This window comes from Alphaproteobacteria bacterium, assembly GCA_030740435.1.
Classification (GTDB): Bacteria; Pseudomonadota; Alphaproteobacteria; order UBA2966; family UBA2966.
The window spans coordinates 1-17,372 of sequence record JASLXG010000012.1; the positions used below are offsets into that span (position 1 = coordinate 1).

Consider the following 17,372-nt stretch of genomic DNA (forward strand, 5'->3'; position numbering starts at 1 on the left):
TCCGCCACCGGTCGCCCGGTCTTGTTCGTCGGCTTCCTCGCTACTATGGCGGGGTCTGACTTCTCGCGCCCGTTCGTCATCGGCTTCGGCTCCTCGCCTTCCCGACGCGGACCGGTGCAGCCAAGGCCGCCCGGCCGGACACGAGATCTCCCAGGTTCCGACACGTTCCTTTCGTACGTGATGAGGTCTCTGACTGCGGCAGAGCGACGGCCCCTTGCATAGCGGTTCCGCACATGTTGCCTTCGACCACCCTGACGGCCTCGGCCTCTGCAATCTCTTCGATTTCGCAGCTCAATGTCTCACCCCATACGATCACTGTGTACGCTTTGCGGCCGCCGTCGTCGACGGCTCGCACAACACTCGCTACCAGGCTGGCGCTACCCATTACCTGGACCGGTCTTGCACCGGTTGGAACATGCCAGCTTCTCCTGGCGCACCAGGATAGGAACGCAGCAAAGCGCGATGTGGGACATCGGGCAAGCAGCGTGACACACCCTGTCGGTGCGACAGCGGCGCCCGAAGGGTCACTCCCAGGCGCGCGCCCGCTACGGAAAAGGTCGCAGAGCGTAGTCCCACTACGCTCATCGACCTTTTCCTTCCGGATCGCATCACCTGGGAGTGACGCAGGCCGTGACCCGGTGAGAAATGTGGGCTAAGCCAGGCAGGGCCGGCTCTCCGCCCGGCTCGTCTTGAGCGCCACCTGGGTCTCCTGATCGGCCGGCGTGTGCTGCCGGCTGGAGCGACGTACGGTCTCGGCGATCAGGCGAAAACGGGCACCATCCATGCCTTCGGCCAGGATAACGTAGCGCAGGCTGGCGCTGCGCCAGGTATAGGCCAGCTTCAGTCCCTCGACGTGATCCGCCAAGGCTTCTCCCAAGCCGCTGCCGGCAGGGGCGACAAGCAAACTGACTTTGCAGCCGCGGCTGCCGACGTAGCCGACCAGCAGCAGGTCATCGTTGCGGGGGCGGCTCTCGGCATGAACCAGCGTGAGGCCGGCCGCCGAGAGATCGGGAACGTAAGCGCCGGGCAGCATCTCCCCGTAGTCGGCCAGCAACACCGCCGGGCTAGCTTGGGCCACGACCCCTGCCGCCGACCAGCCATCGTGTCGCTGCCAGGCTGCCTCGAGCCAGGGCAGCGACCACGGCAGCAGGGCCCACGCCACGAGCGACCCGACCACAACCAGGAACGCCACACAGGCCGCCAGAGCGGTTGCCTGACGCGGCCAGCGGCTACGCTGTGGCAGGGCGCTGGCGGCGCCTTCGCCGCTGTCCGCCACGGCGGACTTGAGCCGGCCCAGAACCGTCACTTGGTGTGCTACCTTGGGATCCTCGGCAACGGCCCGGGCCACCACGGCGGCATCGGCGGCGTCGAGCTCGCCGTCCACATAGGCGTTGATCACCTCGAATGTCACTCTATCGACGCTCATTCCCCACTCTTTTGCTGCTTCGTTGCTACGTCCCTGATGGCCTACTGCTCGAGCGCCACGAACAAGGCCTGCCGGGCCCGACTGATACGGCTCATGACGGTCCCGGCGGGAATGCCGAGCAAACCCGCGGCCTCCGCATAGCTCAAGCCGACCACGTCGATCATGGTCAAGATCTCCTGGTGGGCCTGGGGTAGGTTGGCCAGTTCGCGTTTGACGGCGAGATTATTGATTAAACGTTCGTCACCCTCCCAGAATTCCATTGCCGGTTCGGCACTGGCCGATTCCAGTGCCGAACTGGCTGTAAGGCGCCGGCGGCGGCTGTCGAGGAAGGTGTTCTTCAGGATTCGGAAGAGCCAGGCACGGTAGGCCGGCTCGTCGGCGGGAATGCGGCGGGCCGAGAGGGCCTTGGCGGCACAGTCCTGCACCAGATCCTCCGCCTCGTGGCTGTTGCGGCAGAGCGACATGGCGTAGCCGAACAGCCGTTCAACATACGCCTCTATTTTTATCGTGCCGTTATGGTTCACATCTCCCCTCTCTCCCGTCGACGACAGCATCACGCCGTTCGCGCCGTCTGGCAAGCCACAAATGAACGCCTTCTTTCCTCGAACGCCAGTTTGTCGGACGACGAATGAGGTTCCCTCGATCCTAGCTCCGCGGCGCGAGCAAAATCCGCTGCGGGCCAATCGGCGGAAACCGGGGAATCAGTCCGGCAGGCCCGCTTTGCGCAAGCCCTTTACAAATTGCTCGGGTGGTTCAGTCCGATTCGAGATGACCAAGGCTGGCAGCGAGATATCTCCATGCACCTGGAAATTCGGGCCGCCAGTTCTGTCTATGGTGCCAAAGGCAAGGTGAAGAAAAAGGCCGTACCGCCGTCCGCCCCTGGCTGGCTCCAGAGCCTGCCGCCGTTCTCCTTGATGAAGGCTCGGCACAACGAAAGACCGAGCCCAACGCCGTGCGGCTTGGTCGTAAAGAAGGGTTGGAAGGGTTGGAAGGCTTGGGCCTCGACCGCCACCCTGACCGCCACACGGATGGTGACGCGCCGCCGCCGGCCCTCAGACGTCCGCCAAAGTCCGGTCGAACTCAAGAACCGGCGTCACACCGAAGCGTCGCGCCTCGAAGTCCAGCAACACGCTGGTCTCAAAGATCACAGCATTGAGATCGGTCCGCACTCTCTCGGGGTCCTGCCCTTTCGCGAAACGCCGTACGCGGTGAACGATCAACTCCGCCTGCCCGAAAATCCCAGAAAATCAGCAAATTGCCATTCGGAAAATTCTTCCAACCTTCATCACCGGCGATTTTGCGACAACCCATGTGAAGCCGCTCTCCCCGCGGCACCGCGGGCCCAGATGCCGAAAGGGCTATCTCAGGCTTTTGAGGTGGCGGCCCAGCACTCCCAGGTATTTCTCGTCGCGCTGGGTAACGAACTGGGTGACCTCCTTTTCGATCGCCCGGACGGCCTGTTTGAACTTCTTTTTTCCCTTCAGCTTCATGTGCTTCAAGATGCCGCTGGAAACCGCCTTGCCGACCGCCTCGTTGGGCTTCGCACCGAGCAGCTTGGCAACGGTGCGGGGAAAGATGTAACCCGGTACCGTGCCCTGAAGTTCCCGGCGCTCCTTTTGCGGAAGCTTGGAGTAACCGCCCAGCAACTCGACCAGCACGACGTTGAAGGTGGTGACGGCGGCGAGATCTTTGACCGACTTCAGCCGTCCCTTCTTGCTGGCCTGAGCCATGGCGCCTTCAAGAATGAAACGGGCGGCCGCTTCGACTTCGCCATAGGAAGCGGACTTGCCGGGCCGCAATTTGGGGAAGATCTGGAAGGTTCTCAGCGTCCTGTCGAACTCAAGCACGAATTTGTCGCGCGACAAGGCCGCCCGAAGCTGCTTTTCCTGAACCTTGTCGTCGCCGAACAGCCCTAGAAGCATGACAAACCCTCCAAATGCCGAACTTCTCCTGCAACGAAACACTCGCTCCCTAGGGAAGTCAAGAGTTTTATTAGGGAATACCCTAGGATATAGTTCTGTCAGACGAAAGATGAGCGGAAGTTCAAACCCCTTTTTGTCGAGGGAGAATTACGTTGGTTGGGTGGCAGTCGGCGCCCGCCCCATCTTGGGCAAATAGTGGCCGAGAAGCTGCCGGCCCACCGCATGGAAATGGCCGTCTTCTCGACGGCCGGCTTCGCCGGTGCCGTGGTCGGCCACTTCATCGCCCCGAAGACGGTGACGGCGGCGCTCGCCTGGTCGGGCACCCCGGCCGCCCTGGTGCCGGCGCTGGCCATCGCCCTGGTCATCCTGGGCGGCCTGCTCGGTCTCGACGCCATCGTCACGGGAATGATCCTGGCCGCTGCCCTGCCCCACCCCGAGGCTTTTGGCGTCCATCCGGTAATCCTCGGCAGCGCCGTGGTGCTGCTGCCGGTTTCCCTGAAGTTGGCGGTGGTGCGGCGGTCTATTTTCCCTGGAACACCGGCTCCCGCTTTTCCAGGAAGGCATTGACCCCTTCGGCGTGATCCTCGGTTTGGCCGCAGCGAATATGGGTTTCCGCTTCGCGGTTCAAACTGGTGGCGAAATCCACGGTCGAGGCATGGGCCACGTTGGCTTTCATATAGCGGTAGCTCACCGACGGGCCGGCAGCGACGCGCCCGGCGATTGCCATGGCTTCTGTCATCAGTTCATCGTGGGGAAAGACCCGGTTCACCATGCCGATCCGCAACGCTTCCTGGGCTGAAAGGATATCGGGAAGAAAGAACAATTCCTTGGCCTTGGCCTCGCCCAACAATCTTGTCATTTGCCAGGTCGTACCGAAATCGCCGTCATAGCCGACGCGCGCGTAGGCGGTGCCGAACTTGGCTTTGTCCGAGGCAAAGCGCAAATCGCAAGCTAGCGCCAGGCCGAGGCCACCTCCGACGGCGGCCCCATTGACCACCGCAATGGTGGGCTTGGGCATGGAATTGAGCAAAAGCGGAAACCGGTGCCAGCTGCGCAAAGTTTCGATCTGCGCTTCCACGGGCGTGCCGGCGGGGCCAAATTCCTCGCCGGTTTGCATCACCGCCACATCACCGCCGGCACAAAACGCACGCCCCTCGCCGGTCACGACGACGGCGCCCACGCCTGGGTCGGAAGCAAATTCTTGGAGCACTTCGACCCCGCGCTGCAATTGGGCATCGGTCAACGCATTCATTTGGTCGGGCCGATTGAGGGCAATGATTCCCACTCGATTTTCGCAGCGGATCAGCAATTCCTGATCGGTCATTGCGCATTCTCCTGATTGTAGGGAGCAGGGACACGGTTGCCGTCCGGCGATCCCGGCCTGACCAGCAAGCATAGCGCAATGCCACGGCATGTGCTCTTCTCGCCTTGGGCTCTTGTGGCCAACCATGCCAGCAAAACCGCAAGCCCAAAGGCACCCTTGCAGGTGAGCAAACCTTGAGGAATCAAACCATGATCTCCAGCGATCCCAGGTATGAACGCAAATTTGCCACCGTCAACGGCAAGCGCATGGCCTATGTGGACGAAGGTGAAGGCGACCCGATCGTCTTTCAACATGGCAATCCGACATCGTCCTATCTCTGGCGCAACGTCATGCCCCATTGCGCCGGCCTTGGCCGCCTGATCGCTTGCGACCTGATCGGCATGGGCGATAGCGAGAAATTGGATGATTCCGGGCCCCAGCGATACAGCTATACGGAACACCGGGACTATCTGTTTGCACTCTGGGATCAGCTCGGCATCAGCGACAAGGTGATCTTCGTGATCCACGACTGGGGATCGGCGCTGGGCTTCGACTGGGCCAACCAGAACCGGGACAAGGTCCTGGGCATCGCCTACATGGAGGCGGTGGTCAAAACCATGAGCTGGGCCGGATTCAACGAACAGGGCCGCAGCGTTTTCCAGGGCCTCCGTTCCGAGGCCGGCGAAAACATGGTGTTGGAGAAAAACCTATTCGTCGAGCACATCCTGCCCGGCATGATGCTGCGGGATTTGAGCGATGCGGAAATGGCGCACTACCGCAAACCCTATCTGGAGCCGGGCGAAGATCGCCGGCCCACCCTGACCTGGCCGCGGATGATCCCGATCGACGGCGAACCGCCCGAAGTCTGCCGCATCGTCGATGCATACGGCACCTGGCTGTCGCAATCCGATATCCCCAAGCTTTTCGTCAACGGCGAGCCCGGCGCCATCATCATCGGCTCGCTAAAGGACTACTGCCGCAGCTTGCCGAACCAAACCGAGATCACGGTCAAGGGTGTCCATTATCTGCAGGAGGACAGCCCCGACGAGATCGGCCGGGCGCTAGCGGAATTCGTCAAAGGCATTCGCGGGTAGACCGCACCAAATTGGGCAAATAGTGACCGATCACTCGATCGCTGGCGGCTCATGCGCCGAAAGCGGCGGCACCGGACCCTCGTAGCGGACCACCTCAACCAACGCAGTGTGTGCGGTGCACCCCTGGGCCAGGCGGGAGCTGCCGACGTCGCGGGTCAGGACATTGGGGTTGCCGTGGCGTTCGAGTTGCCCCGCGCCGGGCGCGTCGTACCAGGCACCGGTGGCCAGGGCGATCACGCCCCGCTTCACGCCGTCGCTGACCACCGCCCCGGCCAGGCAGGCACCGCGATCGTTGAAGATCCGCACCAGATCGCCAGCCTCGATGCCGCGGGCCCCGGCATCAATGGGATGGATGACCACCGGTTCGCGGCCCGCGACCTTGTTCTCCAGGCTGTAGTCGCCACAATCGAGTTGACTGTGCAGCCGCGCCGCCGGCTGCGGCGACACCATGTGCAAGGTGTATCGCGTCGCTATCGGGGCACCCAGCCATTCGTCCGGTTGCAGCCAGGTCGCGTGGGGCGGGCAGTCGTCATAGCCGAAGCCGGCAATGGTTTGCGAATAGATCTCGATCTTGCCGCTCGGAGTGTTCAAGGGATGAGCTTGCTGATCGGCGCGGAAGCCGCTGAAGGGGATGTGCGGACCGCCCATCGGCAGGGTCACCTGACCCGCCGCCCAGAAACCGTCGAAATCCGGGAGCCGGGCCCCTTCCGCTGCGGCGCTTTGCAGAAAATCGTCATAGAGCCGGCGCAGCCATTGTTCGGCGTTGCGCCCTTGCGTGAAGGTATCGGCGATGCCGAGGCGATCCGCGATGCCGGCAAAGATATCGTAATCGTCCCGCGCCGCGCCGACCGGCTCGATGACCTGCTTCATCGCCGTCATCACCTCTTCATTGAAAGAATAACCGATGTCGTTGCGCTCATAGGGCGTTGTCGCCGGCAGCACCAGATCGGCGTGCTTGGCCGCCGCCGTCCACCAGGGCTCATGCACGATGATGGTCTGGGGCCGTTGCCAGGCCGTGATCAGGCGGTTCAAATCCTGGTGGTGATGGAAGGGGTTGCCGCCACACCAGTAGATCAGTCGGATGTCGGGATAGGCTTGCCGCCGCCCATTGTAGTCGAAGGCGAGGCCGGGATTCTCGAGCATGTCCACCACCCGGGCGACCGGGATGAAGGCGTCGATCGGATTTTTCCCTTGCGGCAACGCCGGGCCGTCGAGCTTGGTCGCGGTGCGGCCGGTGTTGTTGAAGGAGCCGACGCTGAAGCCGACGCCAGCGCCCGGCAGGCCGATGCCACCCAACATGGCGGCCAGGGTGAGCGCCATCCAGAACGGCTGCTCGCCGTGCTGCGCCCGCTGCAGCCCCAGCGCCATGGTGATGTAAGTGCGCTTGTCCGCCATGCGTCGCGCCAGGTCGACGATGGCGGCGGCCTCGAGGCCACAGATCGAGGCCGCCCAGGCCGGCGTCTTCGCCTGGCCGTCGCTCTCGCCCGTGAGGTAGGCGCGGAAGCGCTCGAAACCGACGCAATGGCTATCGAGGAACGCCTTGTCGTGGCGGTCTTCGGCTATCAGCCAATGGGCGATGCCCAGCATCAGGGCGGTGTCGCTGTTGGGACGCGGGGCCAGCCACTGGGCCTCGAGAAAATCAGCCAGGTCATCGCGCAACGGGCTGACGTTGACGAACGCCACGCCGTTGTCACGGCACGACGCGAGGGCCTGGCGCAAGACGTGGCGGGTCAGGCCGCCCGCTTCGACCTGGGCGTTGCGCAACGGCGCGCCGCCGAACATGACCATCAGTTCGCAGGCCTCGGCGACGATTTCCCACGACGCGCCCCAGCGTAGAAAGTCCAGCGATTTCCGGCCCGTGACATGGGGCAGGATGACGTTCGCGGCGGCCGCCGAATAGCTGTCCACGGAGCGGACGTAGCCGCCATGGCAATTGAGGAAGCGGTGCACCTGGCTTTGGCAATGGTGAAAGCGCCCGGCACTGGCCCAGCCGTAGGAACCGCCGAAGATCGCCTCGTTGCCGTGTTGCCGCTTGATCCGGACGAGTTCAGCCGCCGCCAGATCCATGGCCCGGTCCCAGGAAATCGGCACGAAGGGCTCGCTGCCCCTGCCACCGCCGTGCTGTTCCGGCCCCCGCTCGAGCCAGCCTTTGCGCGCCATCGGCTGACTGACACGGGAGCGGTGATGTACGGCGCTGGGAATCGAACGGCCGATCGGCGACGGATCGTCATCATCGGGGCTGGGATGTGCCGCGCGGATCCGGCCGGCGCCGACTTCCAACCGGTAGCTGCCCCAATGGGTCAGGGTGGAGATCCGCTTAGGCACACTCATGATAGACGCTTGGTTTTTTTCCTAGCGGCATTTTCCAGGGCGCCCAATTCGGCCCCCCCGGTTTGGCTCCTGCCATTCGCCGACAATGTTAGCACCAGGTGCCAGCGACCGCGAATTCGGCTAGGGTGCCGAGAAACCATCGTTTCGACACTGCAGGAGATGGTTATGGCGAAAATCCGAATCCAGCGAACCCACGAATTCGAGGGCGGCGAGGTCAAGCTCGCCGACGGTGTTCTCTACGTCGACGGCGAGAAGGTCATGGACTTTCCCGACCCGGCTCTGCACCTGGAGACCGAGGGCGAGGTCAGCGTCTCATCGGACGTGCCCGTGACGACGACGACGATCCCCGGCGCCGGCGCCTCGGGGTCGGCCAGTGCCGCCGCCGCGTCGACGGTATCGGGCAAGGGCGGCTCGGTCCACGTCGCCAGCGGCGATCCCGAACTGGCCGCGAAGATCGCCAAGGACGTTCAGGACAAGGTCGGCGACATCGGCGGCAAGGTGACCGAGGCGATCAAGGAATCCATGGAGAAGGCGTTCCCGCCCGGCTTCCCGTTCCACGACAAGAAGTAGGGCCACCGTCTCTGAGCTACTGTTCTATTGCTTGATCGCGCCGATGGTGCGGGGTGGGGCCGATAAGCAAGAGGTACAGGACTTCGACGTCGGGATAGTGTTCCGAGTGCACTTTCGGCGGCGTCACAGCGAAAATTCGGCACCAGCTTCCCGCCAACCGCTTGACGCCTTGCATTTGCGGCAAACGCGCTCCCCCGGCCACTCGCTCTCGAACGGCTCCCGACACTTCAAACATCGACGGGTCTGGGGTTGGGAGATCTGCCTGGATTCGGGCTTCTTTTGATAGTCGACGTGAGTCATGCCAGCGCTGAGCCGTTAGTCGAGGAGAACCAGATTTTCAGCGGCGGACTTTCCGTCGCGGCCCGGCACGAGCTCGAACTCAACCTTCTGACCCTCGTTGAGGGTGGCGAGTCCGGCCTTCTCCACAGATGAGATGTGGACGAAAGCGTCCCTTGTGCCATCGCTGGGCTCGATGAACCCGAATCCCTTGGTCGCGTTGAACCACTTCACCGTTCCTTGCGGCATTCCCGTTTCCTTCGATTGCTGGGTTGCTTGGGTGCGGCGCTGGGTATACCACACGATGGCCGCCACGGTCGCCGAAAAATTTAACACGGGACATCTTTTGGCGGCTCAAAAAATACCATTCCCCTACCGGCCGGACCCAACGTTCACGGATTCCTGGGAGCGACCACGAACCATGTCTCCATCTTCTCCTTGCCTTTGATCGGGATCACCCCTCTAGGGTCGCACTCGAAGGCATCCTTGATCAACTCGTAGGTGGCAGCCGAAATGTGGACTTTTCCGACTTCCCCGTGTTGCTCCATCCGGGCGGCGACGTTCACGGTGTCCCCCCAAAGATCATATTGAAACTTCATCTTGCCGATAATGCCGGCAATGATGGGCCCCGAATTGATCCCCAGGCGAAACTCCAAGCGCTTGCCGCCTCTGTCCGGCAGTTCTTTGAGGCCTTGGACTATGTCCAGCGCCAGCGCGGCGAGAGTCGTTGCGTGATCGGCCCTGGGGGTCGGGACCCCGGCGGCAATCATGTAGTTGTCGCCAATGGTCCGTATTTTTTCGACGCCGTATTTCTCCACCAAACCGTCGAACATGGAGAAAACCTCGTTGATCCAGTCGACGACATCCGCCGGTGCCATATTGGCAAAGATCGGCGTCGAGCCGACCATGTCGCAGAACAGTATGCTGCATGTCTCATAGTGATCGGCAATGGTTTCCCGTCCGGATTTGAGGACCGGAACAATCTCCCTGGGAAGGATGTTCAGCAACAGCGACTCCGATCTCTCGTGCTCCCGCTGATAGGCGTTCACGAAGTACATCATCGAGAGGAATATGGCGACGGCGGGACCGACGATGTTCATGCCGAAGAAAAGCATCGAGGTCTGTTGCGACAGCTCTGGGGACGAGGGCTGAAACTGCTGATCGAGAAGCAGCGAGATGGCGAGAAGCACGAGATAGGCGGCGAACCACCAAAGCGCCGCGCGCACGGTCTGAAACATCAGGGCGCAAAAAGGCGCCAGGATCGATCAGGTCATCAAGACGCCCGAAGCGGCAAAGCCACCCAGGCTCCACTGCATGGCGATGGGGTTCCACAGGATCATCAGGAAGAAGGGATAGAGCAGCAGTGGAAAGCGCTTGGTGGCCATGAAAACGAGCAGCGCCGCCCCGATGACCCGCGTGAATCCGTAGGTGATGAAGACCGTGAGCGTGGGGCCGAGGATGGCGAAATACATCGTCCCCCAAACGATGCTGGCAAAAAAGCAAATGCCCGACAATACGAGCAACGTCACCTTGTCGCGACGTTCCTCCGGCGTGTCCGTTTCGCGAGTGCCTATTCTTTCGAGATAGGATCTGAGATTGGATAGTGTCTGTCTCATCGATCGCCCTTTCCGCTAGCAAGAGCTCCGAACGCAATCGCCTCAACAACACCGTCACCTCACTACCGAGCATACGCCACCCGGCGGCGTTCAATTCAAGGTTATTTCAGCGATGCGAAACCTGAGAGACGGTATCGATGTGCCCGGAGGTCTCAGGATTGGGATTGGGATGTGCGAGCTCAGCGCCCCCGCGCCGCCGCCGCCAGGTCGTCACGGAAATCGGGATGCGCGATGGCGGCGAGGTTGCGGGCGCGCTCAGCTAGCGAAAGATCACGCAGCCAGGCGATGCCGTATTCGGTGACCACCACGTCGACGTCGTAGCGCGTCGCCGTGGCCACGTGGCCGGCCGGCAGGTCGGGCACGATGCGCGAGATGGTGCCGCCGGCGGCCGTTGATTCCAGCACCATCACCGAGAGCGCGTCGTCGACCAGGCGGCAGGCCCGCAGGAAGTCGACCTGGCCGCCGACGCCGCCATACTGCTGGCCGGCCACCACTTCGGCGTTGGCCTGGCCGCCGAAGTCGATCTCAAGGGCCGAATTGAAGCAGCGCAACAGGGGATTGGCCGCAATTACCAGCGGATTGACGCAGGTTTGGGCGCCGCTGAGGTAATAGGCCGGGTTGTCGGCGATGCGCCCGGCGATGCCCTGCACCGAGATGGTAAAGTCGACCTTGCCGGTGTGGTTGGGCTTGGCCGCCCCATCGGCGGCGCCGGCCTCGACCAGGGTGCAAAGTCCCGGCCCCAGCACTTCGGTGTGGATGCCCAGGCCCTTCTTGTGCACCAGGCGCGAGAGCGCATCGTCGGCCAGCGAGCCGACGCCGGCCTCCAAGGTGGCGCCATCGGAGACGAGTTCATCGAGGAAGCCTGCGACCTGGCCGGCCAGCGGCGAATGCTCGGCCTGGCGGCCGGATCCGGGCGGCAGCGGCGGCACCGGGATCAGGGCCGTGAAATCGTCGACCGTGAAGGCCTCGCCCAGCACCTGGGGTTGGTTGTCGTCGACCAGGGCGTAGGCCCGGCCACCCGGTTTCAGGCTGGCCACCAGGCTGTCGTTGTGGGCCATGGTCGAGCCCGGCCGCAGCCTGCCGTCGGCTTCGGGCGCCGCCGTCATCAGCACCGCCAGGTCAGGGGCCCAGCGAGGCAGAAAGCCGGTCAGACCATGGAAGGTAAGCGGCAGATATTCGATGCGGCCGCTGCTCACCAGCTCGCGGGCCGGCGGCGAGGCGAAGAGCGTCAACAACCTGATGCCCGGATTGGCCGCCACCGCGATGGTCCCCGGTCCGGGCGAGCCCATGATCAGCGTCACGTCCTCGAGATCGCGGCGCCGGGCCAGGGCCTCGAGGAAAACCGTGGGTTCGGGAATGCCGAGGCCGATGCGCTGGCCGCTCTTCACCGTTGCCACCAGGTCGTCGATGGTCGCGCTCATGGCCCCACCAGGCTGCGTACGTCGCCGACGATCTCGGCCAGCGCCGTGCCCGGGCCGTAGACGCCGCGCACCCCCAGCTCCTTGAGGCCGGCCACGTCGTCGGCCGGGATGATGCCACCGCAGATCACCGCCCGGTCGCCCAGACCGGCGGCCTCCAGGCCGGCCACGATGTCGCGTGTCAGGGCCAGATGGGCGCCCGAGAGGAAACTCAGGCCCACCACGTCGACGTCTTCTTCCAGCGCCGTGGCGACGATGCTTTCGCTGGTCTGGAAGACGCCGGTGTAGATCACCTCCATGCCGGCATCCCTGAGCGCCGCCGCCACCAGCTTGACGCCACCCTCGTGGGTATCGAGGCCGGGCTTGGCCAGCAGCACGCGGATGGCCATGGCGCCCTCAGACCGCGGCCGCCGTGATGGCGGAAAACCGGAAGGTGCCGGTGACGCTTTCGACGGCCGCCACCATCTCGCCGAGCGTGACACCGGCCTTGGCCGCCGCGATGTAGCAGGGCATCAAAGGCCGGGCCGCGGCGGCAGCAGATTCGATGTCGGCGATGGCAAGTTGGGCCTGGGTCTGGTCACGGGTTTGCTTGAGTGCAGCCAGCCGCTCGAGGACGGTCTTCGAGACCTGCGGGTCGGGGCGGAAGATCTCGCCGACACCCACATCTTGCTCCTCGCGATAACGGTTGACGCCGACCACCACCCGCTCGCCGGCATCGAACTCACGCTGCAGCGCATAGGCGGTATCGGCTATCTGTTGTTCAAAATAACCCGTTTCCAAAGCCCCGATGACGCCGCCCACGTCTTCCACGCGCCCCATCTCCGCCACCACCGCGGCTTCGATCTCGTCGGTCAGGGCTTCGACAAAGTAAGACCCGCCGAGCGGGTCGGCGACGTTGCAGGCGCCGCTTTCGTGCATGACGATCTTGGAGGTCTTGATGGCGACGCGGGCGGCTTCCTCGGTGGGGATGCCGAGCGCTTCGTCGTATGAGGCGATGTGCATGCTCTGGCTGCCGGCCAGCGCCGCCGACATGACCTGCAGGCCGATGCGGGCGATATTGTTCAAGGGCTCCTGGGCGGTCAGGCTGGAGCCGGCGGTCTGCATGTGGATCTTCATGCGGCAGGCTTTTTCGTCGGTCACGCCGTAGTCGTCCATCAGCATCCGGGTCCACAGCCGCCGGGCCGCCCGGATCTTGCAGATGTCCTCGAAGAAGTCGCGGCCCTGGGAGAACTGGAAATTGATGCTGCCCACCAGCTTGCCCGGGTCCAGGCCCTGCTTCAGGCAGGCCTCGACGATGGTGCGGGCGATGGCCAGGTTGAAGCCCACCTCCTGGATGGCCGTGGCGCCGAGCTCGCGGGTGTTGTAGCCGTTAATGCGGCAGAAGTTGAAGCGCGGGACTTCGCTGGCACAGAAGGCGATGCAGTCGACCAAAAGGTCGAGACAGTCGCCGGGCGGAAACAGCGGCGTCTTGGAACAAAAGAAATCGGTCAATGGGTTGTTGGTGACGATGCCGCGGAGCTGGTCGCGGGGCACGCCCTGTTCGTCGGCCAGCGCCACGTACATGGCCATGATGAAGGGGCCGGCGCGGTCGACGATGAGCCCGGTGTTGAGCCCATCGAGGTCGAAGCCCTCGAACAATCTGCGCATGTCATCGAGCGAATCGATGGCCACGCCGACGTTGCCGATCTCGCCCGCCGAGCGGCCGTCGTCGCTGTCGAGGCCGCAGAAGGTGGGCCGGTCGAAGACCAGATTGATCGAGGTGCGCCCCGAGTAGCCGGCCTGGCCGACGCTAGCCAGGTAGCGGATGCGCTGGTTGGTTTCCTCGGGCAGGCCGTAGCCGCAGGCCAGGCTTTCCATCCAGGGCTGGCGGCGGTAGCCGTCAGTGAAGATGCCGCGGCCGAAAGGCGCCTGGCCCGGGTTCTCGCAGCTCTCGCCGGCCACGTCGTCGGGGCCGTAATGGGGTTTCAGCTCGAGGCCCGAGACGGTCGTTCTGGTCGTCTTTTTCCGCTCTCCGCCCATGCGGCGTCTAGGCCGCCAGGCCGTTGATGGCGGCGACGATGTCGGGCATGGGGGTGCCGGTGTTGAAGATCGCCGCCACGCCCATGTCCTCGAGCACCGGCACGTCCTCGTCGGGGATGATGCCGCCGACCACCAGCTTGAGGTCCTCGACCTTCTGGGCCGTCATGACGCCGAGGATTTTCTCGGTCATCAAGAGGTGCGAGCCCGACAGGCAGCTGATGCCAAGCACGTCGGCCGATTCCTGGATGGCGGCGCCGACGGCGGTTTCGGGGCTGACGTTGAGGCCGAGGTAGATCACCTCCATGCCGTCGTCGCGCAAGGCCCGGGCCACCGCCTTGATGCCCAGGTCGTGGCCGTCCAGCCCCGGCTTGGCCAGCAGCACGCGGGTTCGTTTTCCAGGGTTCATGGGCCGCCCCTAGGCGTACATGCGCAGCTTGAGGTCGCGGAAGTCCTCGCGGAACGACTTCATCTCGCCGTAGATGGCCTGGGTCATCTCGCCGAAGGTGGCGCGCGCCTTGGCCGCCTCGATGCAGGGCCGCACCATGTCGTGGTCCTCGCGCACGGCCTGGCGCAAGGCCTCGAGCCTCTCGGCCACCAGCGCGTCGTCGCGCTCGGCCCGCAGCTTGACCAGACGGTCTTTCTGGCGCTGTTCGAAGGCCGGATCGATGCGGAAGACGCTGCGCTCGACGGGCTCGTCCGTGCGGTACTTGTTCTGGCCCACGACGACATGTTCACCGGACGCCACGCGGCTCAAATAGTGCGCCACCGAGCGTTCCGATTCGGCGGAGGCCCAGCCGTTCTCGATGGCCTTGACCATGCCGCCCTGGGATTCGATTTCGGCCAGCACTTCGTTGGCGCCCTCCTCCATGGCATTGGTCAATGACTCTACATAGTAAGACCCCCCGAGGGGGTCGATGGTGTCGGCCACGCCGCTCTCTTCCATGATGATCTGCTGCGTGCGCATGGCAGTGCGCAGGCCCAGCTCAGAGGGCAGACAGAGCGCCTCGTCGTAGGGATCGGTATAGAGCGAGTTGGTGCCGCCGAGCACCGCCGCCAGGCCCTGGATGGTAGCCCGGGCGATGTTGTTCAAGGGCTCCTCGGCGGTCAGCGTGAAGCCCGAGGTCTGGGCGTGGATGCGAAACAGCAGCGAGGCCGGATTCTGGGCGCCGTAACGATCACGCGCCAGCTTGGCCCACATGCGCCGGGCGGCCCGGATCTTGGCGACCTCCTCAAAGAGATTGGTCTGCACCGAGGTATAAAAGAGGTACTTGGGCGCGAAGTCGTCGAAGGCCATGCCGCGCTCGATCAGGGCATCGGTGTAGGCGATGGTGTTGCCGAACAGAAACCCCAGTTCCTGCACCGCCGTAACGCCGTTTTCGCGGTATTCATAGGAGCCGATGTTGAAGGGGTGCCAATTGGGCGTGTGCTCCTGGGTAAAGGCCACGAAGTCGGCGAGTTCGCGCAGTGCGTCCTGGGGCGCCGGCATGACGCCGGAATTGCACGAGACGTAGTCGACCAGCGGGTTGTTGCGGCACGTGCCCTTGAGATCGCGAAGCGCGATGCCGCGCTCCTCGGCCATGGCGAAGTAGATCGACGGTACCACCACGGAGGTGGGATTGAGGGTCACCGAGATCCTTTCGATGGGGATGTCGGCGAAGGCATCCGCCATGTCGTCGATCGAGTTCATGGCGAGACCGGTGCGGCCCACTTCGCCCTCGGCCAGGGGATCGTCGGAATCGATGCCCCAATAAGACGTCGGCACGTCCATGATCAAATTCAGCGCCGTCTCGCCCTGCGACAGCGCGAACTTCAGGCGTTCGTTGGTGTCGGGGCCGGTGCCAAAGCCGGCATAGGCGTTCGGCTGCCAATAGCGCGAACGGTAGCCGACGGCGTAGGTGCCGCGGGTGAAGGGGTACTCGCCAGGCAGGCCGAGGCTTGCGAAATAGTCCTGATCGGCCAAGTCGGCAGGCGTATAGAGCGGCGCCACGGGGATGCCGGCGTTGGTCTCGAAGGCCGGCTTGCGTTCGCCCATGCGCTCGGCGGCCCGGCCTTAGCGTTCGCTCATCCAGGTTTTGGCCCGGGAGCGCATCTCCGTGAGAAATTTCTTGCTTAGCATGGTCCGCTCCTTCCTTGCCGCTCAGTACGACCGCGGCATGCCCATGACGTGCTCGCCGATGTAGCTCAGGATGATCTCGCGGTTGAGCGGTGCCGTGCGCAACAGCCGCACGATCGGATAGATGTCGAAGATGCCGTAGTCCTTGGTGAAGGCGTTGCCGCCGAAACACTGCACGGCGGCATCGACGGCGTGGATGCCGGCCTCGGCGCTGAAATACTTGGCCATGTTGGAATACTCGCCCGCCGGCAGGCCCTGGTCGAAGGCCCAGGCTGCCTTGTGGGTCATCAGGCAAGCCATCTCGACCTCCGTCTTGGCCGCCGCCAGGGGATGCTGCAAACCCTGGTGGGAGCCGATGGGGACATCGAAAACCACACGCTCGCGGCTGTATTCGACGGCCTGATTGATGGCGAAACGGCCCAGCCCGATGGCCATGGCGGCCACCATGATGCGTTCCGGGTTGAGGGTATCGAAGAGAATGTCGAAGCCACGGTCGACCTCGCCGATGACGTCTTCTTGGCTTACTTCGACGTCGTCGAAGAAAAGCTGGAACTGCATCTCCGGTGCCTTGATGGAGATGTCGATGGGCCGCTTTTCGACGCCCTTGGCGTTCATGTCGACGATGAAGATGGTGAAGCCGTCGGTCTTGCGGGCGGCTTCGGCCAGCGGCGTGGTGCGTGACACCACGAGGCCGTAGTGCGCCACGTCGGCGCCGGTGATGAAGGTCTTGGAGCCGTTCAGCAGGAAACGGCCCTCGCTGGCGTCGCCCACCGGCTTGGCCGCGGTCTGGATCTTCATGCTGTTCGAGCCGGCGTTGGCCTCGGTGATGGCGAAGCAGAAATTCTTCTCGCCGGTGCAGGCGTCGGGCAGGTACTTGCGCTTCTGTTCCTCGCTGCCGTATTCGGAGAGGTAGCCCAGCGCCATGGCCGAGGTGACGACCAGGAACAAGAGCGGCACGCCGTTGTTGGCCAGGCCCTCCATCAACAGGCAAAGCTCCATCATGCCCAGGCCGGAGCCGCCGTATTCCTCCGGCACCATGACGCCGATGAAGCCGTCGGCACCGGCTTGGCGCCACATTTCCATGGGGAATTCGTGCTTCTCGGCCTTGTCCATCCAGTAGGCGCGGTCATAGGTCTTGGCCAACTGGTCGCCGTAATCGAGAATCATGCGCTGTTCGTCGGAAAGGGCGAAATCCACAATGTCACTCCTTGAGTCGACTCCCTGTGTCGTCTCCCTGGCTGGGCTTGCTTAATGCCCCATCTTAGCGGAACGTGAAGGCAATGG

18 protein-coding genes are annotated in these 17,372 nt (G+C 63.7%); 3 read left to right on the forward strand and 15 right to left on the reverse strand.

Annotation, left to right across the window (positions count from 1 at the left end):
• Window positions 1-652 precede the first annotated feature (652 nt).
• The 4 genes from QGG75_01485 to QGG75_01500 form a co-directional block, all read right to left on the reverse strand.
• Window positions 653-1,426, reverse strand: coding sequence for a hypothetical protein (locus QGG75_01485; protein MDP6065917.1), 774 nt, complete (start codon window positions 1,424-1,426; stop codon window positions 653-655).
• Between the two features lie 41 nt (window positions 1,427-1,467).
• A complete protein-coding gene (locus QGG75_01490) occupies window positions 1,468-1,950 on the reverse strand; it encodes an RNA polymerase sigma factor (protein MDP6065918.1) in 483 nt (160 codons plus the stop codon).
• Between the two features lie 305 nt (window positions 1,951-2,255).
• Window positions 2,256-2,510, reverse strand: coding sequence for an ATP-binding protein (locus QGG75_01495; GenBank protein ID MDP6065919.1), 255 nt, complete (start codon window positions 2,508-2,510; stop codon window positions 2,256-2,258).
• A 274-nt stretch (window positions 2,511-2,784) separates the two neighbouring features.
• Window positions 2,785-3,348, reverse strand: coding sequence for a hypothetical protein (locus QGG75_01500; protein MDP6065920.1), 564 nt, complete (start codon window positions 3,346-3,348; stop codon window positions 2,785-2,787).
• 195 nt (window positions 3,349-3,543) lie between these two features.
• On the opposite strand from QGG75_01500, the gene QGG75_01505 reads away from it, so the two are divergent.
• Window positions 3,544-3,915, forward strand: a complete 372-nt coding sequence (locus QGG75_01505; protein ID MDP6065921.1) for a hypothetical protein — start codon at window positions 3,544-3,546, stop codon at window positions 3,913-3,915.
• On the opposite strand, the gene QGG75_01510 is transcribed toward QGG75_01505, so the two are convergent.
• Window positions 3,869-4,672: an enoyl-CoA hydratase gene (locus QGG75_01510; protein ID MDP6065922.1), complete on the reverse strand. Its 804-nt coding sequence runs from the start codon at window positions 4,670-4,672 to the stop codon at window positions 3,869-3,871. The two genes, QGG75_01505 and QGG75_01510, sit on opposite strands and share 47 nt — an antisense overlap.
• 188 nt (window positions 4,673-4,860) lie before the next feature.
• On the opposite strand from QGG75_01510, the gene QGG75_01515 reads away from it, so the two are divergent.
• Window positions 4,861-5,745, forward strand: coding sequence for a haloalkane dehalogenase (locus QGG75_01515; protein MDP6065923.1), 885 nt, complete (start codon window positions 4,861-4,863; stop codon window positions 5,743-5,745).
• 30 nt (window positions 5,746-5,775) lie between these two features.
• Here the strand turns inward: QGG75_01515 and QGG75_01520 are convergent, their stop codons facing one another.
• On the reverse strand, window positions 5,776-8,076 hold the full coding sequence (locus QGG75_01520) for a molybdopterin-dependent oxidoreductase (GenBank protein ID MDP6065924.1): 2,301 nt from the start codon (window positions 8,074-8,076) through the stop codon (window positions 5,776-5,778).
• A gap of 165 nt (window positions 8,077-8,241) precedes the next feature.
• Between QGG75_01520 and QGG75_01525 the strand changes: the two genes are divergently transcribed.
• Window positions 8,242-8,646 (forward strand): hypothetical protein, encoded by a 405-nt coding sequence (locus QGG75_01525; protein ID MDP6065925.1) that lies wholly within the window; start codon window positions 8,242-8,244, stop codon window positions 8,644-8,646.
• A 315-nt stretch (window positions 8,647-8,961) separates the two neighbouring features.
• Here the strand turns inward: QGG75_01525 and QGG75_01530 are convergent, their stop codons facing one another.
• From QGG75_01530 to QGG75_01570, 9 genes are all read right to left on the reverse strand, one after another.
• Window positions 8,962-9,171, reverse strand: coding sequence for a cold-shock protein (locus QGG75_01530; GenBank protein MDP6065926.1), 210 nt, complete (start codon window positions 9,169-9,171; stop codon window positions 8,962-8,964).
• Between the two features lie 143 nt (window positions 9,172-9,314).
• Complete coding sequence (locus tag QGG75_01535) at window positions 9,315-10,160, reverse strand: adenylate/guanylate cyclase domain-containing protein (GenBank protein ID MDP6065927.1); 846 nt, start codon at window positions 10,158-10,160, stop codon at window positions 9,315-9,317.
• A 27-nt stretch (window positions 10,161-10,187) separates the two neighbouring features.
• A complete protein-coding gene (locus tag QGG75_01540) occupies window positions 10,188-10,538 on the reverse strand; it encodes a hypothetical protein (GenBank protein MDP6065928.1) in 351 nt (116 codons plus the stop codon).
• A gap of 179 nt (window positions 10,539-10,717) precedes the next feature.
• Window positions 10,718-11,959, reverse strand: a complete 1,242-nt coding sequence (locus QGG75_01545) for an acetyl-CoA hydrolase/transferase C-terminal domain-containing protein (protein ID MDP6065929.1) — start codon at window positions 11,957-11,959, stop codon at window positions 10,718-10,720.
• Window positions 11,956-12,345: a cobalamin-dependent protein gene (locus tag QGG75_01550; GenBank protein ID MDP6065930.1), complete on the reverse strand. Its 390-nt coding sequence runs from the start codon at window positions 12,343-12,345 to the stop codon at window positions 11,956-11,958. Before QGG75_01550 ends, QGG75_01545 begins: the two co-directional genes overlap by 4 nt.
• 7 nt (window positions 12,346-12,352) lie before the next feature.
• Complete coding sequence (locus QGG75_01555) at window positions 12,353-13,975, reverse strand: methylmalonyl-CoA mutase family protein (protein MDP6065931.1); 1,623 nt, start codon at window positions 13,973-13,975, stop codon at window positions 12,353-12,355.
• Between the two features lie 7 nt (window positions 13,976-13,982).
• On the reverse strand, window positions 13,983-14,381 hold the full coding sequence (locus tag QGG75_01560; protein MDP6065932.1) for a cobalamin-dependent protein: 399 nt from the start codon (window positions 14,379-14,381) through the stop codon (window positions 13,983-13,985).
• A gap of 9 nt (window positions 14,382-14,390) precedes the next feature.
• Window positions 14,391-16,007, reverse strand: coding sequence for a methylmalonyl-CoA mutase family protein (locus QGG75_01565; GenBank protein MDP6065933.1), 1,617 nt, complete (start codon window positions 16,005-16,007; stop codon window positions 14,391-14,393).
• Between the two features lie 105 nt (window positions 16,008-16,112).
• Entirely contained in the window at window positions 16,113-17,285 is a 1,173-nt protein-coding gene (locus tag QGG75_01570; GenBank protein ID MDP6065934.1) for an acyl-CoA dehydrogenase family protein, read from the reverse strand.
• Window positions 17,286-17,372: the final 87 nt, after the last annotated feature.

Excerpts from the sequence above, each read along its gene's own strand:
- QGG75_01485 (MDP6065917.1), bottom strand. The coding sequence starts at position 1,426 with ATGAGCGTCGATAGAGTGACATTCGAGGTGATCAACGCCTATGTGGAC.
- QGG75_01500 (MDP6065920.1), bottom strand. The coding sequence starts at position 3,348 with ATGCTTCTAGGGCTGTTCGGCGACGACAAGGTTCAGGAAAAGCAGCTT.
- QGG75_01510 (MDP6065922.1), bottom strand. The coding sequence starts at position 4,672 with ATGACCGATCAGGAATTGCTGATCCGCTGCGAAAATCGAGTGGGAATC.
- QGG75_01515 (MDP6065923.1), top strand. The coding sequence starts at position 4,861 with ATGATCTCCAGCGATCCCAGGTATGAACGCAAATTTGCCACCGTCAAC.
- QGG75_01520 (MDP6065924.1), bottom strand. The coding sequence starts at position 8,076 with ATGAGTGTGCCTAAGCGGATCTCCACCCTGACCCATTGGGGCAGCTAC.
- QGG75_01525 (MDP6065925.1), top strand. The coding sequence starts at position 8,242 with ATGGCGAAAATCCGAATCCAGCGAACCCACGAATTCGAGGGCGGCGAG.
- QGG75_01530 (MDP6065926.1), bottom strand. The coding sequence starts at position 9,171 with ATGCCGCAAGGAACGGTGAAGTGGTTCAACGCGACCAAGGGATTCGGG.
- QGG75_01535 (MDP6065927.1), bottom strand. The coding sequence starts at position 10,160 with ATGTTTCAGACCGTGCGCGCGGCGCTTTGGTGGTTCGCCGCCTATCTC.
- QGG75_01540 (MDP6065928.1), bottom strand. The coding sequence starts at position 10,538 with ATGAGACAGACACTATCCAATCTCAGATCCTATCTCGAAAGAATAGGC.
- QGG75_01545 (MDP6065929.1), bottom strand. The coding sequence starts at position 11,959 with ATGAGCGCGACCATCGACGACCTGGTGGCAACGGTGAAGAGCGGCCAG.
- QGG75_01550 (MDP6065930.1), bottom strand. The coding sequence starts at position 12,345 with ATGGCCATCCGCGTGCTGCTGGCCAAGCCCGGCCTCGATACCCACGAG.
- QGG75_01555 (MDP6065931.1), bottom strand. The coding sequence starts at position 13,975 with ATGGGCGGAGAGCGGAAAAAGACGACCAGAACGACCGTCTCGGGCCTC.
- QGG75_01560 (MDP6065932.1), bottom strand. The coding sequence starts at position 14,381 with ATGAACCCTGGAAAACGAACCCGCGTGCTGCTGGCCAAGCCGGGGCTG.
- QGG75_01565 (MDP6065933.1), bottom strand. The coding sequence starts at position 16,007 with ATGGGCGAACGCAAGCCGGCCTTCGAGACCAACGCCGGCATCCCCGTG.